23 protein-coding genes and 1 riboswitch are annotated in these 23,132 nt (G+C 33.0%); of the genes, 6 read left to right on the forward strand and 17 right to left on the reverse strand.

Annotation, left to right across the window (positions count from 1 at the left end; all coding sequences use genetic code 11):
• Nucleotides 1–42: 42 nt before the first annotated feature.
• The 6 genes from LPB88_RS20500 to LPB88_RS20525 all read right to left on the reverse strand — a co-directional run bounded on the left by LPB88_RS20500 (nucleotide 43) and on the right by LPB88_RS20525 (nucleotide 3,391).
• Nucleotides 43–594, reverse strand: a complete 552-nt coding sequence (locus LPB88_RS20500; protein WP_230717528.1) for a DUF6252 family protein — start codon at nucleotides 592–594, stop codon at nucleotides 43–45.
• A gap of 194 nt (nucleotides 595–788) precedes the next feature.
• Nucleotides 789–1,187, reverse strand: a complete 399-nt coding sequence (gene yiaA, locus LPB88_RS20505; RefSeq protein WP_230717529.1) for an inner membrane protein YiaA — start codon at nucleotides 1,185–1,187, stop codon at nucleotides 789–791.
• A gap of 160 nt (nucleotides 1,188–1,347) precedes the next feature.
• Nucleotides 1,348–1,890 carry a DUF4252 domain-containing protein gene (locus LPB88_RS20510; RefSeq protein WP_230717530.1) on the reverse strand — a complete coding sequence of 181 codons (543 nt, stop codon included), beginning with the start codon at nucleotides 1,888–1,890 and terminating at the stop codon, nucleotides 1,348–1,350.
• A 1-nt stretch (nucleotide 1,891) separates the two neighbouring features.
• Complete coding sequence (locus LPB88_RS20515) at nucleotides 1,892–2,419, reverse strand: DUF4252 domain-containing protein (RefSeq protein WP_230717531.1); 528 nt, start codon at nucleotides 2,417–2,419, stop codon at nucleotides 1,892–1,894.
• Nucleotides 2,420–2,436: 17 nt separating this feature from the next.
• Nucleotides 2,437–2,895, reverse strand: coding sequence for a hypothetical protein (locus LPB88_RS20520; RefSeq protein WP_230717532.1), 459 nt, complete (start codon nucleotides 2,893–2,895; stop codon nucleotides 2,437–2,439).
• A complete protein-coding gene (locus LPB88_RS20525; protein WP_230717533.1) occupies nucleotides 2,882–3,391 on the reverse strand; it encodes an RNA polymerase sigma factor in 510 nt (169 codons plus the stop codon). Before LPB88_RS20525 ends, LPB88_RS20520 begins: the two co-directional genes overlap by 14 nt.
• Before the next feature lie 249 nt (nucleotides 3,392–3,640).
• On the opposite strand from LPB88_RS20525, the gene LPB88_RS20530 reads away from it, so the two are divergent.
• Nucleotides 3,641–5,110: a S41 family peptidase gene (locus tag LPB88_RS20530; protein ID WP_230717534.1), complete on the forward strand. Its 1,470-nt coding sequence runs from the start codon at nucleotides 3,641–3,643 to the stop codon at nucleotides 5,108–5,110.
• 61 nt (nucleotides 5,111–5,171) lie between these two features.
• On the opposite strand, the gene LPB88_RS20535 is transcribed toward LPB88_RS20530, so the two are convergent.
• The 7 genes from LPB88_RS20535 to LPB88_RS20565 all read right to left on the reverse strand — a co-directional run bounded on the left by LPB88_RS20535 (nucleotide 5,172) and on the right by LPB88_RS20565 (nucleotide 12,797).
• A complete protein-coding gene (locus LPB88_RS20535) occupies nucleotides 5,172–6,215 on the reverse strand; it encodes a YncE family protein (protein WP_230717535.1) in 1,044 nt (347 codons plus the stop codon).
• Between the two features lies 1 nt (nucleotide 6,216).
• Nucleotides 6,217–8,070: a TonB-dependent siderophore receptor gene (locus tag LPB88_RS20540; RefSeq protein ID WP_230717536.1), complete on the reverse strand. Its 1,854-nt coding sequence runs from the start codon at nucleotides 8,068–8,070 to the stop codon at nucleotides 6,217–6,219.
• Nucleotides 8,071–8,096: 26 nt separating this feature from the next.
• A riboswitch (cobalamin riboswitch) is annotated at nucleotides 8,097–8,303 on the reverse strand.
• Nucleotides 8,304–8,526: 223 nt separating this feature from the next.
• Entirely contained in the window at nucleotides 8,527–9,063 is a 537-nt protein-coding gene (cobC, locus tag LPB88_RS20545) for an alpha-ribazole phosphatase (protein WP_230717537.1), read from the reverse strand.
• Nucleotides 9,048–9,839 (reverse strand): adenosylcobinamide-GDP ribazoletransferase, encoded by a 792-nt coding sequence (locus tag LPB88_RS20550; protein WP_230717538.1) that lies wholly within the window; start codon nucleotides 9,837–9,839, stop codon nucleotides 9,048–9,050. The genes cobC and LPB88_RS20550 overlap by 16 nt, the downstream gene beginning before the upstream one ends.
• 191 nt (nucleotides 9,840–10,030) lie before the next feature.
• Complete coding sequence (gene cobT, locus LPB88_RS20555) at nucleotides 10,031–11,710, reverse strand: nicotinate-nucleotide--dimethylbenzimidazole phosphoribosyltransferase (protein ID WP_230717539.1); 1,680 nt, start codon at nucleotides 11,708–11,710, stop codon at nucleotides 10,031–10,033.
• A gap of 95 nt (nucleotides 11,711–11,805) precedes the next feature.
• On the reverse strand, nucleotides 11,806–12,330 hold the full coding sequence (cobU, locus tag LPB88_RS20560) for a bifunctional adenosylcobinamide kinase/adenosylcobinamide-phosphate guanylyltransferase (protein WP_230717540.1): 525 nt from the start codon (nucleotides 12,328–12,330) through the stop codon (nucleotides 11,806–11,808).
• A 104-nt stretch (nucleotides 12,331–12,434) separates the two neighbouring features.
• Entirely contained in the window at nucleotides 12,435–12,797 is a 363-nt protein-coding gene (locus tag LPB88_RS20565) for a DUF5522 domain-containing protein (RefSeq protein WP_230717541.1), read from the reverse strand.
• A gap of 177 nt (nucleotides 12,798–12,974) precedes the next feature.
• On the opposite strand from LPB88_RS20565, the gene LPB88_RS20570 reads away from it, so the two are divergent.
• From LPB88_RS20570 to LPB88_RS20585, 4 genes are all read left to right on the forward strand, one after another.
• On the forward strand, nucleotides 12,975–14,117 hold the full coding sequence (locus LPB88_RS20570; protein ID WP_230717542.1) for an ABC transporter substrate-binding protein: 1,143 nt from the start codon (nucleotides 12,975–12,977) through the stop codon (nucleotides 14,115–14,117).
• A gap of 5 nt (nucleotides 14,118–14,122) precedes the next feature.
• Nucleotides 14,123–15,151: an iron ABC transporter permease gene (locus LPB88_RS20575; protein ID WP_230717543.1), complete on the forward strand. Its 1,029-nt coding sequence runs from the start codon at nucleotides 14,123–14,125 to the stop codon at nucleotides 15,149–15,151.
• A 133-nt stretch (nucleotides 15,152–15,284) separates the two neighbouring features.
• On the forward strand, nucleotides 15,285–15,698 hold the full coding sequence (locus LPB88_RS20580) for a GxxExxY protein (protein ID WP_230717544.1): 414 nt from the start codon (nucleotides 15,285–15,287) through the stop codon (nucleotides 15,696–15,698).
• Between the two features lie 97 nt (nucleotides 15,699–15,795).
• Nucleotides 15,796–16,572, forward strand: coding sequence for an ABC transporter ATP-binding protein (locus tag LPB88_RS20585; protein ID WP_230717545.1), 777 nt, complete (start codon nucleotides 15,796–15,798; stop codon nucleotides 16,570–16,572).
• Here the strand turns inward: LPB88_RS20585 and LPB88_RS20590 are convergent.
• Genes LPB88_RS20590 through LPB88_RS20600 form a run of 3 tightly spaced genes read right to left on the reverse strand, consistent with a single transcriptional unit; the run spans nucleotide 16,569 to nucleotide 18,477 of the window.
• The gene (locus LPB88_RS20590; protein ID WP_230717546.1) at nucleotides 16,569–17,378 is read right to left on the reverse strand and encodes a hypothetical protein; all 810 of its coding nucleotides are present in this window, start codon (nucleotides 17,376–17,378) and stop codon (nucleotides 16,569–16,571) included. The genes LPB88_RS20585 and LPB88_RS20590 overlap by 4 nt on opposite strands.
• A 1-nt stretch (nucleotide 17,379) precedes the next feature.
• On the reverse strand, nucleotides 17,380–17,835 hold the full coding sequence (locus tag LPB88_RS20595; protein ID WP_230717547.1) for a tRNA (cytidine(34)-2'-O)-methyltransferase: 456 nt from the start codon (nucleotides 17,833–17,835) through the stop codon (nucleotides 17,380–17,382).
• Nucleotides 17,836–17,895: 60 nt separating this feature from the next.
• Nucleotides 17,896–18,477: a pseudouridine synthase gene (locus tag LPB88_RS20600; RefSeq protein ID WP_230717548.1), complete on the reverse strand. Its 582-nt coding sequence runs from the start codon at nucleotides 18,475–18,477 to the stop codon at nucleotides 17,896–17,898.
• Nucleotides 18,478–19,090: 613 nt separating this feature from the next.
• Here LPB88_RS20600 and LPB88_RS20605 point away from each other — a divergent pair.
• Complete coding sequence (locus LPB88_RS20605) at nucleotides 19,091–22,519, forward strand: T9SS-dependent choice-of-anchor J family protein (RefSeq protein WP_230717549.1); 3,429 nt, start codon at nucleotides 19,091–19,093, stop codon at nucleotides 22,517–22,519.
• 52 nt (nucleotides 22,520–22,571) lie between these two features.
• Here the strand turns inward: LPB88_RS20605 and LPB88_RS20610 are convergent, their stop codons facing one another.
• Nucleotides 22,572–23,099: a MepB family protein gene (locus LPB88_RS20610; protein ID WP_230717550.1), complete on the reverse strand. Its 528-nt coding sequence runs from the start codon at nucleotides 23,097–23,099 to the stop codon at nucleotides 22,572–22,574.
• Nucleotides 23,100–23,132: the final 33 nt, after the last annotated feature.

Raw genomic sequence — 23,132 nt, forward strand, 5'->3', positions numbered from 1 at the left:
GCTCCATGAAAATGGAGCTTTTTTGTTTAGTATTGTTGGTTTCTAATAAGCAAAATCATATTTGTAATTAAAAGTACCTGCTGTAACTTTTGTTGTAACGGGATTAGAAGCGCTTACCGGTTTTGAGTAATCGTCTACACAATTAAAAGAAAAAGTTCCTGTTACTGTTTTGGCGGTTAAGTCAACTGAAGTAATAGACAAACTGCCTTCTACTACATATTGAGATTTTCCTTTGCTATTAAGAGAAACTTCAATTTGTGTTTTTGAAGCATCAAAAGTAGTTGATGTTATAGGATAAGTACCAACTTTAAGATCGCTTCTTTTAATGTAAAGTCTAATTTCATCTATTACATTTCTTCGACCTACTATTTGAATATAGTCGGTAGCAGGATAATAATCAAATAATGGCTTAGTAGCATAATTTGAGTTATATGGATTGTTTACTTCCCATACAGTCTCATCGACTTTTGCAGTCATTGCAAATTTTGAAGTTGGTGCAGTAAGGTCTTTCGGATTGTCTTCGCTGCTATTGTCGCTTGAGCAGCTGCTTAAAATAATAATTAAAAGAAGTAATAAGAATTTTGGTGTTTTCATCGGTTGAAATTAAGGTTCAAATTAGAAGTAAATGTAGGTGAAATTAGGTTAATTTAAGCAGGGAAAAAAGACGTATTTTAAAAAAAAATATCAATTATTAATCAGGAAAAAACTGAAAAGTATTAATGAAAAAAGCTCCATGAAAATGGAGCTTTTTTGTAATGTATAAATTTATACTGTCAATTTATTGAATGTTACTCATTTGAAGAGAACGACATATTATCTCTTGTGTTTTTTTGTACTGAAATAGCGCCAAATAGAGCTAGTAAAAAGGCAAATGCATAAAAACCTTTTTCGCTTGGTAAAATAGTAGCGTTCCAAAGTCCAACAGTCAACAGTACAATTGATAACAGTGTTCCAAACCAGCAAATTCCATAATAAATATCAGTTACCGGAAGATTTTCAAGTCGGTCTCTGACACTTTTTTGTAATGAAACCACAGCAAAAAGGCCAAACATTAAAACTGTAAAATAATATCCTTTTTCGTTTAATAACATTTCGGCTCTTGCAAGTCCAACAATAAAACCTACTGTTCCAGCTCCAAGAGCTACCCAAGATGCCGCTATAAAGGCATTCGATGTTTTTTGTACCATATTTAATTTAATAATCTTGTTTTGGTTAAGTAACAAATATAATTAAATTAGATTCTGATTATAATAAATCGCGATAAATATTATTAAGTATAATCTTGTAAATTGTTAAATAAAAAAAGCTCCATAATTGGAGCTTTTTTTGAATCTAAAGTAAGATGAATTACTTATTGTTAATCAATTGCTGCAAAGGCTTCAATTGTTCCATGTCTATTTTTGATTGTTGTAAAACAGACATTAAAGTCATAATGTTATTCGGATTCATATTTTTTCCTAAAACACGAACCACTGCAAAACCATTTTCTTTTCTGTTGGCAAAAACTACAAACTCTTCAATATTATCATCTGTGCCAACATAGCTTATAGATGCACCGTCTTTACCAGAACCAAATGTCATTAATTTTTGATATTTAGGATCTTTTAGAATTGTTTTAACTTTAGCTCTTTCTGTTTCAAATTGAGCCTGATTTTTGTCATTGGCTTTGAAAGCCAGGATATTCATTTTGTCAAACGAATTCAAAGCTTCATTTTGGTCTGAAGATAATTTTGCCTTATCAACATTGAGGATATTAGGCGAAATATCAAGCGCAATAAAATCTTTGTTATCGGTATTTTCAACAAAATACTTTTGTAATGAAGGTTCAGAATTACAACTTACTAAGGTTAGTAATACTAAAAGGGCTGAGGTAAAGACGCTGATTTTCATATTATTTTTTACCTTTTGAGGCTTTTTTTAGATCAGAACCACCTGGAAGCTGCATTTTATCCGTTAGAACTGAGATTTCGTTGATATCAAAATTACCTGTTAATGACAATAAAACAGTTTCGTCACCTTTAGCACCGTCAATAAACATTAGTAATTCTTTTACTTGTGAATCTGTTGCTCCAGATTTTACAGAAATTCTTACGTTTCTTCCACCATCGTTTACTCGCATTAATTCTTCTAAACCAGCAGATTTAACATATTTATCAGCAGAAGCTTTCATGTCGGCTTCAATTTTTGGATTCTTAGTTGTAAATACTTTTAAGTAGTCTAATTTTTTGATCAGATTAATGTATTGCTGAGTTTCTTTATCAGAACCATCAGTTTTTACTTTACTCATTAAATCAAACATTTTTTTGTTTACAATTACAGATGTTACATCGTCCTGACCATCAAATTTGTCAAAAGCGCCTTGTGCATAAAAAGCTTGTGTAACGAATGCGAAAACTAGTGTTATGATGAAATTTTTCATTTTTGATTGAATTTTAATTATTGTTTAAAAATTTTGTTTTTTGATTGCTCGTATTCTTTAATGTAACCTACACTTTCAATACCTACATTAACATTGTTTGACAATAGTGCCAAAGCTTTTTGCGTTGCTGCAAGTGCTTCTTCAGGATTGTCATAGGTTCCTAATTCTGATTGCGCTACAACCGGAGGTGTAGTTTTTTGGCTCACAAAATAAAAGGTTCCAATTCCTAGTAAGAGAACAGCCGAAGCAGCAATTGATAACCACGCCACATTTTGTTTTTTAGTTTGTAGTGGAATCTCTTGCGTCGATTTTTGTTCTTTTACCTGAGAGAAATAACCAAACATTGGTTTATACTGCTCCAAATGCTGCGCAACATTCGACGAAGAAAAGTATTCTTTTAATTCTTTTTCTTCAGCAATAGAAGTTTCTCCCTGAAAGTATTTTTCTAATATATTTTCTATTTTATCTAATTCCATAACTGTGTGTATTAACCATTGATTCTCGTATTTTTTTTCTCGCTCTCGAAAGTGCTACCCGAATAGCTGTTTCATTCATGTTGACAATTTTCGCAATTTCATCAAATTCATATTGCTCAACATCACGAAGCTGAATTAATATTTGAAGTTGTTCGGGCAACTGATTTATAATTTTTTCTACCCACTCAAGACTATCAGAATCTTCTAATTTTTTATCTAATTGAGGTTCGCGATCTGTAAAATTATTATGTACTATTTTAAGATTCCCTGCTCTTTTTGATTTTAATTGATCCAGACAATAATTTTTGGTCATTGTCATTGCGACAGCTTCTATATTATTGTAAGCATCCAAATTGTCTTTTTTATTCCATAATTTTACCATTACTTCCTGAGTAGCATCTTCAGCTTCTTCGGTACTGGTGAGTAATCGTTTTGCCAGACGAAAAACTTTGTCTTTAAAAGGATTTACTAATTCTATAAACACAATCTGGTTCATAAATGGTTGTTTTTTTTGGTTTTTGGTCGTTTTGTAATTTATCTGTTTCTATCAATGATTTTGGACTATTTTAAGGTCTTTTCATTTTATAAATCCAAAGATTACTCGTTAGCTTATATAGTCAAGACGAGGCACTATTATTTTTGTTACAACCCAATTTAAATTTTTTTATCAAAAAAATGAAATAAACTTATTATAGTTAAAACTAAAGATACTATTTTTACGTTACTACTACATAGATATCACTACATGAAAACAATTTTAAAGAGCCTATTACTATTATTTCTGCTTGCATTTTCTTTACAATCTTGCGAAGATCAAGATGATGTAGCTGCTCCTGCTGATTTGCAGATCAATAATTTTATCTGGAAAGGATTAAATCAGTATTATTTATGGCAGGCAGATGTGCCTAATTTAGCCGATGATCACTTTGGTAGTCAAGAAGCTTTAAATTCATTTTTAAGAGGATATTCTAGTCCTGAAAGTTTATTTCAGGATTTATTGAATAAACCAATTAGTAAATTCCCAAAAGGTCAGGCAATTGATCGTTTTAGCTGGATTGTTGATGATTATACTGTTTTGGAGCAAGAACTTCAGGGGACTTCGAAGGATAACGGTATGGATTTTAGATTGAGTTATAAGCCAGGAAGCACAACAGAACTTGTGGGGTTTGTTCGTTATGTTATTCCAAATTCTGATGCGGCAGCAAAAGGTATGAAACGTGGTGATCTTTTTACAGGTATTAACGGAACCCAATTGACAGTTTCAAACTATCAATCACTTTTAGGTACTGATAGCTACACACTTAATCTTGCCACTTATGATGGTGCTACCTTTACTTCAAATGGTAACACTGTTTCTTTAGTAAAAACAACTTTAGATGAAAATCCTATTTTTATTAATAAAGTGATTACTTCAGGAAGTCATAAAATTGGATATTTAATGTATAACGGGTTTTATGGCAATTATGATGCACAACTTAATGCTGCTTTCGCTGATTTAAAAGCGCAGGGTGTAACTGATTTTGTTTTGGATTTAAGATATAATGGAGGAGGTTCTATACAAACAGCAACTCGTTTGGCAAGTATGCTTACAGGGCAGTTTACGGATAAAATTTTTGCAAAGATAAAATGGAATGCAAAAGTAAATGCTTTTTATGAAAGTGAAGATGCAGAATCTCTGAATGACAGGTTTGTAGATAAAATGGATGGAGCAGCGATTAATAGCTTGAATTTGAGCAAAATCTATATTATTACTACTGGTGGGACAGCATCTGCAAGTGAATTAGTTATAAATGGTTTGGTACCTTATATTTCTGTAGTTCAAATAGGCGAGACGACTGTTGGTAAAAACGTAGGTTCGATTACAGTATATGACTCACCAACTTTTGGAAAAACAAATAGAAATCCAAATCATAAATATGCAATGCAGCCTTTGGTTTTGAAAATTGTAAATGCTGTAGATTTTGGAGAATATACTGATGGTTTAAAACCAAATTATGAGCAAAAAGAACTTATTGGTAATATGGGAGTTTTAGGAGATCCATCGGAACCATTGTTAAGTATTGCAATTTCAAATATTACTGGTTCGACTGCGAAAAGAGTACAAAGTGATGAAAAAGCATTACAAGCGTTTACAGATTCTAAAGCTATGAACGGAATTAAGAATCAAATGTATCTTGAAAAAGCTCCCGAAGGACTTTTAAGATCATTAAAATAAAAAAAAGGCTTTCAGAAATGAAAGCCTTTTTTGGGTTAAAGTCCAAAAACAAATTCTAAAATTAATCGTTAAAGTAAAAACCATTTGGTCCAACACCAACGTTTAATTCTTTTTGTAAAGTTCCGCTTAAGCTGTAGATATAAGCTTTACTGTCTGCTTTAAAATCTCCACTATCAGCAATATAAATATGATTATTATTAACTGCAAATCCATATAAATATCCAACAGAAGTAGTTACAATTGCAGTTGTTGAAGCTGCTGTTGCAGTAGTGCTTATTGCATAAACTGCACCACCAACTGTATAATAAATTTTGCTATCAAAGATGTCCATAAATCCTGCTCCGTCTAAAGCTGTTGGGAAAGTGATTTTAGAAGTAGTTTTATCAGCAATTTTCACTTTTACAATTTCGCTTGAATTTCCAAAACCTCCTTTTAAAATGTATAAAACTCCATTTTCTTCTTCAATAGAATCAGCATTCAGGCCAATTTGTACAGGAGCATCCAGTTTTTTCGTAGCGATATCAACAACTAATAATTTATCGTTATAAGAATCAGTGATATAAAGTTTTCCGTCTTTCAATACGACTCTGTTAGCAGTGGAATTTAAATCTATTTTTGATTCAAAAGTGTTAGTTGCCAAGTTAATTACAGCAACATAATCATCTGTATTTCCCGTTGCTGCATTTTCGTATGAATACGTATTTGCATTTGTTACATAAGCTTTTCCGTCTTTTACAACACCGTATCTTGGGTTTTTAAGTCCAGTATCTACCTTTGCAATTAGTTTAAAAGTATATCTGTTAACTACATTGATAACATTTGAACCACCAGCAATAATATAAGCTCTGTCGCCATCAAAAAAGATGTTTTGGGCATATTTTCCAAGTAAATCAGTTCCGTTAACTGCAGTATAAACATCTTTGGTAAAAGTACTAAAATCGTCACTAGAAAAAGAAACAGAACCTTGTCCGGCACTTCCTTCATTCAGGACAAAAAAACCATTATCATAAACACCTTTTGGTTCGTTGTCGTTGTCATCGTTCGAACAAGAAACGAATAACGAAACGCTAAGCGCTATTAAAAATAATTTACTAAACTTCATCATATTAAAAATTTAAGGTTAAATACATATTAAAATTGCGACCCGGCATAGGTCTGTCTTCTAAACTTTCATACTCCTCATTAAAGAGATTCAGCACCTGAATGCCAAGTTTGAAGGTTTTTAAGAATTTAAAATCATAATCAATCCCGATGTTTGAAACGGTATAATCATTTATAATTTCTTTTGGATCATTGTCGGCTCTTGTATAAACAAAGCCATTGTACAAAAACTGATAATAAGCAGAAATTCTATTTCTTGAATAAGAAACTGCCCCTGTTACTTTATTAAAAGGCACAAAAAAGAGTTGTTTTTTTGTTGCATCGTCTTTAGAAACCGTATAAGCGTAAGTTGCATTCGCTGCAAAGTAATTTTTACCGTATTGTTTTTTCCAGCCCAATAAAGTTTCTGTTCCGTAGCTGTTTACGTTGTCAGTATTTTTTGGTGACCAGATACCATTACTGCCAGGAACCCATTGTAGCAAATCCTTTATTTTCATGTAATAAACGGTTTGAGTCAATGAGATATTTTTGAAGGTAAAAACGTTTCCTATTTCTGCCTGATACGAACTTTCAGGCTTTAAATCCGGATTTCCACCTTGTTCCCAATACAAATCATTAAAGGTTGGAATTCTGAAATTTCGGGATAAATTCAATTTCAAATTGTACAATTTGCCAAATTGATACGAGGATCCTAAAGAAAATAAAAGCGGAGATTCATAATTGTCTGTAAACTCTTTTCGGATTCCGAATTCATTTTTCCAATCTGACGAAAGATCTTGTTTTACCAAAATAGCAGCAGAACTAATTTCTCTAACATGATTTCCAAAACCACTTCCGTAACCTTTTGTTCTGTTGTAATCCAGAACTCCATTTATTTGTGTCGATTTGAAAATCTTGTAGCCTAAATCAACTTTGGTAATCAGGCTTTCCGTTTTTCCGTAAGTATAGTTATTGTTTGAATTGTCAGGAAAATACTGATAGTTTTCGAAGATATAGGCCGTTTTGAAATTGGTCGTAAACTTGCCAAAATCACCATCATACTCTAATAAGTTTCTATTGAAACCATTTATGTACTTGGATTTGGTTTCTGATTCTGAAATTAAAGAAGTATTTCGATCCGTATTTGAAGTCTGACTGTATAATTTTAAACTGTTTTTAGCGTCGAATTTATAACCAACATTCGCGCTCATTGTTATAACATCGTATTGACCGTTTTGGTTCCAGCGTTGTTCGCCTTTCCAGTTATACTTATTTATATACTTATAATCATTTGTCGAACTGTTTTTAGAAAAGCCAATTTGTGCACTCCATTTTTCGTTCGAAATGTTGGTTTTATAGTTGATTCCGATAGTATTGAAACTTCCATAATCAAGTTTTAAATTAGTCTCAAATCGATTATAAAATGCCAAATCGTTGTTTAAGTGTACAGTTCCTCCAACGGCACCACTTCCATAAATAACACTTCCTCCGCCAGCTTTTACGCTTATAGAATTATAATCAGAACCTGAAATTGTATTAAAATCAGTGCTTCCGTTCATTTGAGAATTAATATTGATTCCGTTCCAGATTACGGCCGTTTGAGATGAAGTAGTTCCTCTAAAAGATACCGTTGAGAGCATTCCACGTCCGTATTCTTTGAAGTAAATTGTTGAATTGAAGTTTAAAAGATCAGTTAATAAAGCCTCATTTTTATTAATAACCGAATCATTGAGTTTTAAAACCGACTGTGAATTGGAGTATTTTTTAAGATTTGCATCAGATACCAGAACTTCTTTCAGTTTAGTAATAGAGTCGTTCTGCGCCGAAATAATTTGGCACAATAAAAGAAAACAAAAAGCAAAACGTTTTTTTAAAGTCATAATTTCTACACTCTTTTTCCCGAGAGCTCGATATTCGTTACAAAGGCAGGTCTCCTGGCTCGCGTCTTGTTGTTTACCTTCCCATTCGCCGGGGCGAGCAGTGGTTTTGTAGTAACAACAAGCATCCTGTTCAGGATTAAGCTTACAGTTGCGGGTACAGCTCAAGATTTATACTTGATTCCCTTTTAATGTGTTTTTTTAATAAAAATACAACCTTAAATTTCGTGCAAAGATAAAGTTAAAATTATTGAATTTTCAAATTTGTTTTAGCTTTTCGAGAAAAATCTAAACAAAACGAGGTTTAGAGCCTACTTTTCAGATATAAATCTTACAAATCTATTTGAACACGAATTTCACGAATTGCCACGAATTTATACCAATTTGTTACCCGAGACTGAAAGTCGAACAGGTGAAACAAATTAGTATTGTTTCTAGATTTGTGTACTGATGGTAGATTTAGAATTTTATTTTAATGACCTGACCAAAGTCTACTTTGTTGTTAAAAGCATCCTTGAGAGGTAATGAAGTATGATGACATAAGAGACTTCTTATAACCCCGGCATGGGCTATGATAACAATAGGATCTGCTATTTTTTTTGAAGTTAGATTGGATAAAAAATCGGCAACTCTTTTATGTAATTCAACAAAAGATTCTCCGTTTGAAACCTTAATGTTGACAAAATCTTCCATCCACGGATTGAGTTCTTCCGGTGAGATATCATTCCAGGTTTTCATTTCCCAATCACCAAAATTCATTTCCATTAATCGTTCTTCTTTTTCAAACGAAATGGTTTTAATATTCTTCTTGATGTATTCTGCTAAAATTACACAGCGCTTTAAAGGGCTTGAAAAAATAATTGCTTCTGCGGGCAATTGCGAAAGAATATTTTCAAAAATTAAATCAAAAGGTTCAACCAGATTTACATCAGATTGTCCGTAACAGATACCTTTTTCGCAAACAGTCTCAGTGTGTCTAACTAGATAAATTTCCATATCAAAAGAATACTTAAATAATAAACCACTTCACAAACTTGTTGCGTTGCACCAAGGCAATCTCCGGTATAACCACCAATCCATTTTTGGAAATAACGTGCCAAAAAATAACGCATTATAAAAACAGGAATAAGTGCCAAAAGAAATTTATATTGGAAATAAGAGAAAATGAATAACGGAATTAATCCGAAGAAAAACGATCCTAAAATTTCTTTCCAAGTATGTTTTTTAGCAATAGGTTTACTTTTGCTCGAAGCATCATCACGAGAATATTCATGTGTGAAAATGATTGAAATAGCTGCTAAACGACTTAAAGCATGAGCAGAAATAAATAAAAGAAAAATAAGAAGATAAGAGTTTTCATTTGCGAAAAGCGAAATAGATTCTGAAAGCAATTTGAATTTCAGTAAAAAAAGTAAAACCAAACCAATTGCTCCATAAGCACCAATGGCGCTGTCTTTCATAATCATCAGGATTTTTTCTTTGGTCCAGCCTCCGCCAAAACCATCACAAACATCAGCGAATCCATCTTCGTGAAAAGCTCCGGTTGTCAATATAGAAGCGATAATAGCTAAGATTACAGCGCTTTCTGTTGAAAGAAAAAGTGAAAAAAGATAAAATGCTAAAAAAGAAATGCTGCCAACAATCCAACCAATGAAAGGGAAATATCGTGTTGCTTTATTCAAATAATCAGGATCGTGTTTAATGTTTTTCGGACATGGAATTCTGGTGTAAAACATTAAACAGGTAAAGAAAATATGTAGTTCTTTTTTCATTTAAAGAGATCTTTTTTTATATTTTAAGAAAATATTCTAGTTAGTTTTGTCATTTCGACGAAGGAGAAATCCTCGCAAGAAACTCGACAAAGATTGGCTTTTAGGAATGGAGCTACTTGCGAGGATTTCTCCTTCGTCGAAATGACACATTGGTGAAAAACATTGTCTTTCTGATGACAAATATAGAAAGTTTACTTCCTACTAACCCCAGCACTTTCAAAACTAGCCATTTCATTTAAAAAAGCCTCGGCAGATTTTAAAATCGGGAAAGCAACAGCACAGCCAGTTCCTTCACCCAAACGCAAATCTAGGTTTAAAATTGGTTTTGCTTCTAAATAATTTAATAATTTTTGATGCGCTTTTTCGGCAGAACAATGACAGAAAACGGCATTTTTATGAATATCAGGATTCATCTTTGAAGCAATTAAAAATGCAACGCTACAAATAAAACCGTCTACCAAAATGAGCATTTTGTTCTCAAATGCAGTTAACATTCCGCTTGCCATTTGAATAATTTCAAAACCTCCAAAATAAGCCAATTGTTGTTTTAATTCGGCTTGACCGGAATAATTTTCAATCGCTTTTTTAAGTAAATCATGTTTCTGACGAAGTTTCTCGTCTTCAACACCGGTTCCTTTTCCTACGCATTCTTCAATAGAAAAACCGGTTATAAGACTCATTAAAACCGAAGCTGTCGATGTATTTCCAATTCCCATTTCGCCAAAACCAATGCAGTTAGAACCTGTTTTAGCAATATCTTCAACGATAGATTTTCCTTTTTCGAAGCACAATTCCAATTCCGATTCACTCATTGCCGGAATATGCAAGAAAGACTGAGTTCCTTTTGCTATTTTAGCATGAATTAGATTTGCATTTGTGGGAAAATCATAATTGACACCGGCATCAACAATCGATAGCTGAATATTATTTTGATTGCAAAAGACATTTATCGCTGCACCACCTTCTAGGAAATTACCAACCATTTGCCGGGTCACATCTTGCGGATAAGCACTCACGCCATGATTGGCAATACCGTGATCAGCTGCAAAAACAACAATGTTTGGATTTATTATTTTGGGGTTTAAAGTTTCAAAAACCGTTGCCATCTGAAAAGCTAAGGTTTCCAGAGTTCCCAAAGCGCCAATAGGTTTGGTTTTAGAATCTATCTTGTCCTGTAGAAGTGTACTGAAACCATTCTGACTTTCAGCGGAAGCTTTAAATTTTAATTCAAAATCTAAAACAGGATTCACAGTAATATTTTTAATTTCTGTACAATCCGGAACTGCCGATTTTTGTTTCCAATGCAATTGTTGTAACATGGGCTGATTATCATAATTCGTAGCGGGTTTTCCGATACAGAAATAGCCCAAAGGTTCAATATTTTCGGGTAAATCAAGAATCTTTTTAAACTGATAATAATTCAAAATCGAAACCCAACCCATTCCATAACCTTGTTCTGTAAGTGATAGCCAAATATTCTGTGCCGCACAAACCGAACTAAATTTGACAGCTTCATTACTGCCAACTGTCCCAATCGTAAACTGATTTAAAACGGCGCGGTCGTAAGCAATAATAAGTCCAATTGGAGCTTCTTCTATTGCTTCTAATTTCAATGATTTATAATGTTCTTTTTGTTCCGGATTATCGGTAAGTTCCTCCGCTTTTTTATTATAATCTAAAAACAGATTTTTTACAGCATTTTTAACCTCAGGAGATTTTATGATATAATATCTTGTAGCATCCGTCAGTCCAACAGATGGTGCCCAATGTCCAGCTTGTAAGGCTTTCTCGATTACTTCATCAGGAACCTCATCAGTTGTAAAGTGTCGGGTATCACGGCGAGATTTTAATATATCATCTAAGTAACTCATGTTATTTAAGTTTCAATTTTTTAAATTCCAAATTCCAATTCTATTAGAATTTAAATATTTAAGTAAAGGTAAAGTATCGCTTTGGAATTTGGAATTTAAAATTTGGAATTTGATCCCTTGATTTTGACCGGAATTCCAGAAACCATCAACACAACCTCATCGGCATTTGAGGCAAGAAACTGATTCATCCAGCCTTGCAATTCGGTAAATTTTCTTCCAATATGAGTTTCAGCATGAACGCCCATTCCAATTTCGTTGGTTACGATAATCAAAGTTGCATTTTCCTGGCTGGCGATCGAAAGAAATTCTTTTTTAGCTTCTTCTAAACTTAGGGCAACATCATTTTTATGATCAATAAAAAAGTTCGTTAACCATAATGTTACGCAATCAATTAAAGCAACTTTTCCGTTAAAATCAATTTCGCTTAAATGTTTTTCTTTCTCAATATTTGTCCAACGCTCATCGCGTTCCTGCTGATGTCTGTCTATTCTGTTCTGGAAATCGGCATCCCATTTTCTGGCCGTCGCCACATACATTGGAGAATCTGAAAGTTGTAAGGCTAAATTTTGAGCATAACTGCTTTTTCCTGATCGTTCTCCTCCGGTAATTAAGTAAATCATTTTTTTTGAATTATGAGTTTTGAATTATAAGTTATGAGTTTTGAATAAAATTTCAAGTTACATATTGGGTAACTTATAATTCAAAACTTATAATTCATAATTATTTAGTAAGGGCAATGACGACAATCATTTCCGCAGCAGGTTCCTCTTTTTAAGTGAAACCAGGCTTTAAAAACGTAATTTCCGTTTTCGATATAATAGTCAATTCCTTCGATTAGTTTTTCTTGTTTTGGTAAAGATATTGCTTTATTTTTAAGTGCTTTTTGAGGGGTCATTGTTTCTATATACGCATCAATTTTGTCTTCACAAGCTTCTTTAAAGCATGTTGGACAAAGGCAATCTCCTCCTTCTGCGAGGTTGAAAATAGGAGGGAAGTCATTACACCAACACTTGTTTTCGGTTGATGTATCTCCACAACTAAAAGGAGAATCACAACTCGAGCAAACTTTTGTTTTTGTGGTATTCATACGGGTAAGATGGTGTTATTTGGGTTTTGTAAGAATAAAGGTAAACAAAAAAAATAGAAATTGCCTTACCTTTGTCGCTATTGAAAATGTAAATTTTGAAAATGCAAAGATTCAAATTACATGCCATAACAAAGAAAAATAAAGCCAAATTCCTTAAAAAAATAATAAAGCCTATATATGAGACATTTACTACCTAAATTTATTTTTATTTTATCTTTTTTTCTTCTCGTTGGATGTAAAAAGAATGAAACTACGGAAATTACTAAACCCGAAATCGCAAAAAATAGTATTGAATATGCTTCCGGACTTTCTATCGTAAAGCACGAAGGTTACTCGGTTGTAACAGTTTTAGAACCTTGGCCAAATGCGAATGCAAAGTTTACTTATGTCTTAAAAGAGAAAGATGCAAAAGTTCCTGATAGCTTGCAAAAATATAATACAATCAAAGTTCCTTTAGAGTCAATTGTGGTGACTTCGACCACTAATATTCCATTTCTTGAAATGTTGGAAGTCGAAAATAAATTGGTTGGTTTTCCACATACCGATTATATTTCTTCGGAAAAAACAAGAGTATTAATCGATAAAGGTTCGGTTAAGAATGTTGGTCAGAATGAAAAATTAAACGTCGAGCAATTAATAGAACTATCACCGGATCTTATTGTAACCTTTGGAGTTGATAATAACAATCCGATGTTGGAGAATTTGAAAAAAAGCGGACTAAATGTTTTTATTCAAGCCGATTGGATGGAGCAATCTCCACTAGGAAAAGCAGAATGGATTAAACTTTACGGAGCTTTGTTTGGGAAGGAAGATAAAGCGAAAGAGTTGTTTGATAAAATTGTTTTGAGTTATGATCAGGCTAAGAAATTAGTAGCAGATAAGCCATCAACTTCAACTGTTTTGTATGGTTCTATGTATGAGGACGTTTGGTACGTTGCCAAGGGAAATAGTTGGGTAGCTCAATTTATGAAAGATGCTCAGGCAAATTATTTATGGGCTGATTTAAAAGGATCAGGAAGCGAAGGTCTGTCTTTCGAAAAAGTACTTGTTAAGGCAAAAGCGGCGAATTTCTGGATTGCTTCGGGCTCATTTAAAACCTTAGATGAATTTGGAAAAAGTAATCCGCATTATACTGAATTTGATGCTTACAAATCTAAGAATGTATATAGTTTTGAAGGTAAATTTGGAGCAACAGGTGGAACCATTTATTATGAGTTGGCACCAAGTCGCCCGGATTTAGTGCTGAAAGATTATATCAAGATTTTTCATCCGGATGTATTGCCAAGTTATGAGTTTACTTTTGCATCTAAATTAAATTAAGAGCATTGGTAAATAAAAAACGAAATATAATCCTGTTTTCCGTACTTGGTTTAGTGCTTCTGTTTATGTTTTTTCTGGACATTAGTTTGGGGTCGGTTACGATTCCGTTTAAGGAAGTTTATACCAGTATCACAGGAGGTCAGGCAAGTAAATCAACTTGGGAATATATCATTATTAATTATCGTTTACCAAAAGCAATTACAGCAGTTTTAGTTGGGGTTGGCTTGTCAGTAAGCGGATTGTTAATGCAAACATTGTTTAGAAACCCATTGGCAGGACCCGATGTTTTAGGGTTAAGCTCGGGAGCAATTTTGGCGGTGGCGATTGTAATTTTAGGTGCCGGTTTATTGCCGCCATTTTTAAATTCAATCTTATTATCACCATACGGGATCGTCTTGGCGTCGACATTAGGCAGTGTAGCAGTTTTAATGTTGGTTTTGTTAGTAGCACAACATTTGCGAAATACTATGGCAATTTTAATTGTAGGACTTATGTTTGCTAGTTTTACAAATGCCATTGTTGGGGTTTTGACCTATTTTAGTTCGGCCGAACAATTGCAGAAATTCACTTTCTGGTCGTTAGGAAGTTTGGGAAATCTTTCCTGGACTTCTATTTCAATTCTGGCAATTTGTGTTGGTCTTGGTTTGCTTTTGAGTGCGAGTAGTATAAAACCATTAAATGCATTGTTACTAGGTGAAAATTACGCTAAGAGTATGGGCTTAAATTACAAGAAAGCTAGACTTGTCATTATTTTTGCAACGAGTATTTTGGCCGGAAGTATTACAGCTTTTGCAGGCCCTGTAGCTTTTATAGGCCTTGCAGTTCCGCATATTGCAAAGCTCACTTTTCAAACCAGTAATCACGCTATTTTATATTGGAGCACTTTTTTCTATGGTGGAATAATCATGTTGTTTTGTGATATGGCATCTCAATTACCGGGGTTAGATACCACATTGCCAATCAATGCAATCACTTCTATAATTGGTGCACCAGTTGTGGTTTGGCTGTTAATGCGAAAAAGAAATTTTCAGTAAAAACTTACAAATATTTCGTGTCTTAGTTTTTTAACACCTAGAAGCATAGATTTAAAGGATCTACAAAAGGCGTTTCACTTTTTTAAACAATCATAGATGGTGAACGTTAAGTTTCTTTTTTAATTAAAAATTAATGGTTACTCAAAAATATTTAGATGAATTAAGCTACGAATTAATCGGAGCTCGTATTGAAGTCCACAAAGCAATTGGTAAAGGATTATTAGAAAGTATTTATCACGAATGTTTAAAGGAAGAACTGATATATAGAAAGATAAATTTTGTTACCGAAATGAAAGTGCCTTTGCTATATCGAAATAAGGAGTTAAATGCAGATCTTAGATGTGATCTGTTTATTGAAAATTGTTTTGTTGCGGAATTAAAATCTGTTTCGGAAATAAGTGGAATACATGAGGCTCAACTTTTAACCTATATGAAACTCTTAAAAGCTCCAAAAGGAATAATAGTTAACTTTAATTGTTTTAACATTTTTAAAGAAGGTCAAAAAACATTTGTTAACGAACATTATAAATTATTGCCAAAGTTTTAGCATCATAAGCTATGTGATAATTTACAAGTAAATTTTAAAATTACCTTTCTGAAAAAAGAAAAAACTATGTTTCTATGTGTTTAAAAAATATACTGCAATGAGTAAAATCCTAAAAACTTCAAATTTAAGTATTGGCTATAAGTCCAAGAAAGAAACTGTGACTATAGCTCAGGGTTTGAACTTGAATCTAAGCTCCGGAAAACTCATTTCCTTAATTGGAGCAAACGGAATCGGGAAATCGACTTTGTTGAGAACCATTACTGGAATTCAACATCCTTTGGCAGGAAATGTTTTTTTGAATGATAAAAATATAAGCACTTACAAGCCTTTAGATTTAGCACAAAATTTAAGTTTGGTTTTAACAGAAAAATTACCACCAAGTAATTTATCAGTTTTTGAGTTAGTGGCTTTGGGTCGTCAGCCTTATACAAACTGGATTGGCACTTTGACTCCAGCTGATATCGAAAAAGTTCAGGAAGCATTAGCATTAACTCAAATTGAACATTTAGCTCAAAAAAGGCATTTCGAAATTAGCGACGGACAATTACAAAAGGTTTTAATTGCTAGAGCTTTGGCACAAGATACACCGTTAATTATTTTGGATGAACCTACAACGCATCTTGATTTATTGCACAAAGTGTCATTGTTTAAATTGTTGAAGAAGTTAACACAGGAAACTCAAAAATGTATCTTGTTCTCAACACATGATATTGATTTGGCCATACAATTAAGCGATGAAATGATTATTATGACGCCAGATTTAGTAGTTCAGGACGAACCTTGTAATTTAATTTCAAAAGGCAGTTTCGCCACTTTATTCAAAGACGAACATATTATTTTTGATGCCGAAAAAGGGAAGTTTGTGATTACTTAAGAATTATTCTTTTCAAAACGAACCCGATAAACATGAAGTAAATTTTCTAATTCATCAAATTTAATTGTTAACTCACCAATATCTACAAGTTCGTTGTTAAACGCGAGATAATTTGTAGAGCTTTTTCCACTTGTTTTTGTGAATACTTTGTCATTATGTATTCTATTCCACGGAATTAGTTTTTCGTTTTTTAACTTAATTCCCTTGTCATTAATTATAACTTGAGGTTCATTGTCTCTAAGTTTTTTAATTTGATCGTAAGTTAGATATAAACCAAAAAAGAAAAGGAGTGAAGGAACATAATCTCCGTTCCAAAGAAAATATAATCCAATACAAATCATTCCTAAACTTATAATTAAAACAAAAATTAAAGAAGTTTTCGAATAATAAATGATCGTTTGTTTAGGTACACTAAGATCATCTTTATAAATATCCTTTTCAAGAAATTTTTTTTCTAATGATTTTAGTTTTGTTTTTTGCTGTAGAGTTTTAAATTCAGTTTTTTCAAACCAACTATCACTTTCCCAAATTAGTCTTTGATCAATTGCTTTTTGTTTTAACTCGTGAACATTTCGTACATTTTCAAATGCCCAAATTTTCCATTTATTCACAAAATAACTCCAAGTTAACCAACCACAAAGAAAGCCGATGATGAAACCTATTGGAATAACCCATCCAGGAATAATTTCTTTTGCGTTTAGAATGAAACTTAGTATGATAATCCCAAAAATAATCAGCATTGGTAAGTGAACAAGTCTGATTTTTCCTTTTTGCAAGGCTTCATTTACAGTAACTATTTTCTCCATCTTAAACCTTCAATCCAATCTGTCTCTTAGCTTCACCAACTACAAAAGCAACGGAATTAGCAATATTAAAGCTTCGGATTAATTTTGACATCGGAATGGTTAGATGATTTTCAAAACGAGCTAAAACTTCTTTACTTAAGCCAACGCTTTCTTTTCCGAAAACCAACCAGTCTCCGTCTTGAAAATCAGTTTCAAGATAAGATCTATCTGCATGAGAACTCATTAAAAAAACACGTGACTGATCAGGAATCTGCGCAATCCATTCTTCTATATTTTGATATTCAGTTACGTCAAGATGCACCCAATAATCCAAACCCGAACGTTTCAGGTTTTTATCATTAATCACAAATCCGAAAGGATGAATTAAGTGTAATCTACTTTCTGTACCTACACATAATCGTCCAATATTTCCAGTATTATTAGGTATTTCAGGTTCTACAAGAACAACGTTTAGCATTATTTTTTGAGTTATGAATTATAAGTTATGAATTATGAGTTTGCAATAATTATCTAATTCTCATATTGGCACATTATCTAATTTAAAATCGGAAACTTCAAGAACTTCTCCCGCTTTTAAGTTTTGCAAATATACATTTCCTATACGCACACGAACTAATCTTAAAGTCGGAAAACCAACTGCCGCAGTCATTTTTCGAACCTGACGAAACTTTCCTTCATTTACAGTTATTGAAGCCCATGAGGTTGGTCCATGGCGTTCGTCTCGTATTTTTTTGGCTCTTGGTCCAAAATCAGGAATTTCGGTTACAATAAAAGCAGAGCATGGTTTGGTTTTATATTTTCCGCCATCGAAACCAATTTCGACACCATTTTGCAATTGTTCAATGGCTTCTAGAGTAATAACACCATCAACCTGAACATAATATTCTTTATCTACTTTTTTGCTTCTTATTTGTTCGCTTACTTTTCCGTCAGTAGTTAATAAAAGCAATCCTTCTGAATCTTCATCCAAACGGCCAATCGCCATCGTTCCTTCGGGGAAATCATATAATTCGCCCAAAAGCTTTTTCTTTCTTTTTAGCTCATATATAAATTGACTCAGATAGCCGTAAGGTTTAAAAAGAATAAAATGTTGATGCATGCCGTATTTTTAGACTGCAAAGATAGTTTTGTTTCAGAAAGTAAATAATTCTAAGGTGTATTTATTACTGTTTTGAAGCTTTCATTTTCTTTAGCCATGCAAAAAAGAACCAGATTACGGTTATACCAAATATAACAAGCAATGGCGTATAATAATCTTTGAAAAAATTATGAAAATAGCTTCCTATTAAAATATATGCAGACGCTATACATAGTTTTATTGGAATAAATTCTGCGTTTGACCAACTTGTTTTTATGTTGAAAAAGTTCATTGTAAGTGAGTTTAGAATTCTCCTAAAGTTACAATTTTGATGAGTATTTTGCAATCATAAAAAAGAAGTTATAGTTGGCCCTAATCGAAATAAAGAAATTGCAGATAGCGCAAGAAATGTAGAGAAAAATGAAGAAGTTTCAAATAATATTAAACGACCAATCTGTTTTTTTAGTTATTTCGTTGTTGTTTTCGGAATTAGAAAAGTTTATTTATTTGTGAAATGTTTTATTTTTACTGACAGTAATTAAAATAATATCTTACAATTACTTCATGTTTTTATAATATTCTATTAACTTTAAAGACTATAAATTTGATTTCTAAAAACTCTATTTTTAATTATATGAAGAACATTTACGCTGCACGCCATCTGATGGCTTTTTTAAGTTTTTTTTGCTTTTCGGTAAATCTTTTTGCCCAGACAATGCCTGCACCGCAAGCGTTGCCTTATACACAGAATTTTGATGGATTAACTGATAAGCCAACTACTTATCCGGATGGATTTCAAGGATGGACAGCTGCTGGATCGCCTGGGTCAACTTTTAAAACAAATGCTGCTTTAACTGATAAAACTATGACAGCTATTATGTCTAGTTCTGCACCTACTGCTGCAACTGGAACTGGAGACATATATAACTATACCGGGAAAATTGGTTTTCTGAATACGGGTACTTTAGATTTTACTATAGGTTTTGCTTTTAATACTACAGGTTATTCGGCAATACAGATTAAATATGATGCGATGACAATTCGTAATCCTTATGGATTGCCTGGAAGTCCGGTGTCAAGTCGTAAAAACGAAATGGTTTTACAATATCGTGTTGGGACAACTAATGCATTTATTACTTTGCCAGAAACCACATATATTAATAATACAGTACAACAAGTAACTGCAACTACAAGTCCTCAGAACTTGATAACAATAAGAGCTACATTACCCTCCGAATGTGATAATCAGCCTATAGTTCAAGTACGATGGATTTCCAGACAAGAGTCGGGAGCAGGTTCAAGACCATCATTTGCAATAGACAATATTGTTATTGGAAGTGATAATATTGCACCTGTAAGTCAGGCAGGTTATCCAAAAGCAGATAATATCACAACTGCTAGTTTTGATTTTTCTGATAAATTAAATGAAACAGGAAAAACATATTATGTATTATTGCCTTCAGGAAGCACAACGCCAACTATTGCTCAGGTAAAAGCGGGTCTTGATGCTAATGATACTGCAGCTTTGCAAGCAGGATTTTTGGATGTTACAGATCAATCTCAGGTATATGTAAAAAGTTTTACAGGATTGAGTATTAATACAGCATATTCGGTTTTCTCTGTTTCTGAAGATTCTTATGGAAACATACAAACCAATGTTGCTAAAGTTGATGTTACAACTGCAAATGTTGTAGTTCCGTCTTTATCAACAACAGTTTCTTCACTTGATTTAGGATTTTCTGAGGCAAGTTTTAATTCTGATAGTTTTAGTTATCAAATTCAGGCTTCAAATCTTTCAGATAATGTTGTAGCGACTTCTTCTTCGACCAATTTTACTTTATCTAAAGATAACAGCACTTTTGGATCTTCGGTAACATTTACGGCTGTCGAATTAGCTGTAAATCAAATTGTTTATGTTCATTTTACGCCAAATGCAGTGGGTAATTTTTCTGCTGAAATCACTCATGAATCAACTGGAGCAACCGCTAAAATTGTTACGTTATCAGGAATAGGAATTAATCCATACGTTCAGGGATTTAACGATGCAGGTGTTTTAACAAATAGTGGCTGGACACAATCTAATGTGGCAGGAACAGTAAATAAATGGGCCTATACAACTGTTGCAAGAAATGTAAATTCAGGAACTGGTGCCGTTTTAATGAATGGATTTTCTGAAAGTGGAGCTAGTAAAGACTGGTTAGTTTCGCCTAGATTACGTTTGAATAACTTTACTCAATTGCCATTATTGTCTTTTTATTCCCGTAAGTTTTATGCAGGACCAGAATTGAAATTAATGGTTTCTGTTGATTATGATGGAAAAGGTAATCCGGAAAATGCTACATGGACAGCGATAAACGGAAGCTTTCCAACAACTACAGGAACTTATGTTCAATCTCAATATATAGATTTAAGCGCTTATAAAACAGATCATACTTATGTTGCCTGGGTTTATGAAACTACCGCTTCAGGAACTAATAATGCTGCCGAATGGTCATTGGATGATATTGCGATTACTAATGAAACCGGTTATGTAGTTTCAAACCCTGTTTTAGATTTTGGAGAAGTGGCTCAAAATAGTATTTCTACAAGTCAGTCATTTATATTTAAAGCCATTGGTTACAATGATATTACACTTACTGCACCTGCAAATTATCAGATTTCGTTAGATAATAGTGTATTCCAGTCGAGTGTCGCTGTTACTGAAGCTGATGCGCTAGCAGGAAAAACAGTTTATGTAAGATTTACACCTACTGTAAAAGAATTAAGTATTTTAGGTAAGATAGCTGTAATGGGAACTTCGTTAAATAAAGAAATAGGATCTCTTAAAGGTTCTTCTTTACTAAAAGCTGATACTTTTGATGTGGTAACGTATAACTTAGAGTTTTTTGCTTCTGATGTAAAAGGAAGTGACGGAGTAGAATTTGGACCAACAGATGATGATGTGCAAATTGAAAATGTTGCCAAAGTAATGAACAAGCTAAATGCGGATGTATATGTAGTTCAGGAAGTATCTAATGATGCTGCTTTGGATGAGTTAATTACGAAATTAAATATTAACGGAAAAACATTCGAAAAAACAATTTCGCCATCATGGTCTTATTCTTTTGATGCACCATCACCAACTTTTCCTCCTCAAAAATTGGTAGTACTTTACAATACACAAACCGCTACTGTAAAAAATACCCGTGTTATGTTTAAGGATTTTTATGATAAAGTCCGTAACGGATCAGTAACTCTGGCGGATTATCCAGACGATCAAAAAAGCTTTTTCGCTTCAGGACGTTTGCCTTATATGGTGCAAATCGAAACCAATGTTGGTGGAGTAAAAAAGCTTATTAATTTGGTAGATATTCATGCTCGTGCTAATAGCGGATCAGATATGTCTAAATACAATATGCGTAAATACGATATTAAAGTTTTGGCTGATAGTTTGAATACATATTATTCAAAAGCAAATTTGATGATTTTAGGAGACTTTAATGATGATGTGAAAAAATCAGTTGTAGGCACAAATAATCCGTCTACATATCAGGTAATGGTTGATGATGTTACTAATTTTAATGCTCTTACTTTAGATATTAGTAAAGCAGGTGCTTATAGTTTTTTAAGTTCAGGTGGATTTTTAGATCATATCATTATATCTAATGAATTAACAGATCAATACATTCCAAATTCAACTGCTGTTTATGATCCTAGAGCTGATATTACAAATTATACGAATACGACTTCAGATCACGGACCTGTGATTGCTCGTTTTGCATTGAAAGCAGATGTTTTATCAACGATTGATTTTGAAGCTAAGAATGGTTATGTTATTAAAGCTTACCCTAATCCGGCAACAGATCAACTGAATGTTGTGGTAAAAACTGAAGGAAATAAGAATTTGAAATTAAGACTTTACGATCTTCAGGGTCGCTTGATTGGAAATTCTGTAGATATTAGCGGAGGGCAGGAAAAAAATACAACTGTAGTTCCAATAAATAATTTACAATCGGGGATTTATATTTATACTTTAACCGAAAATAATAAGGTAATCTTTAGTGATAAGGTTATAAAAAAATAAATAAAATAGAATGTATTAAAAAGGCATCCACTTCGGCGGATGCCTTTTTTATTTAGGATTGAATTAATCTTGTAAAGGTTTCAAAATCTATTTCAGGACTTATTTCATAGAAATAGCGCAATTGCCATTGCTGTGTTTTTTTGGCTTGCGGACTTATAGCTTCATCCCACGGCGGATAAACACGTGTTGCTCGTTTCCCTTCTTTTGTTTTTGTGGAGAATATTCCTTTTTCCAGTAAAATGGCTTTCGGGAAAATAAATTGCCCAAAACGATTTTCTTTTCTTGCGCTAATGATTACAAAATCAATTTCGTCAGAAAAATCAAAAGGCTCTATTATTTCGGATTTGTTCCGTTTCCATAAAGTTACAAACTGACCAATTTTTATTGGAGTGATTTTGGCTTCCCGATAGCAAATATATTTTTTGTCTAAGTAAAACTGATAGGCATTATACTCAGCACTTTCAGGCACGGGAACAGGTTCTGAACAATCAAAATCAAAATAATCATAGACCAATTCTTTGGCTAAATTCAAATCCTTAGGGATAGATTTTTGATTTAACCACTGATTTTTAAGTATCATTTTGAGAAGATGGGTTTAAAGTTTGTTTTTAAA

The sequence above is a fragment of the Flavobacterium sp. JAS genome (assembly GCF_020991455.1).
GTDB lineage: Bacteria > Bacteroidota > Bacteroidia > Flavobacteriales > Flavobacteriaceae > Flavobacterium.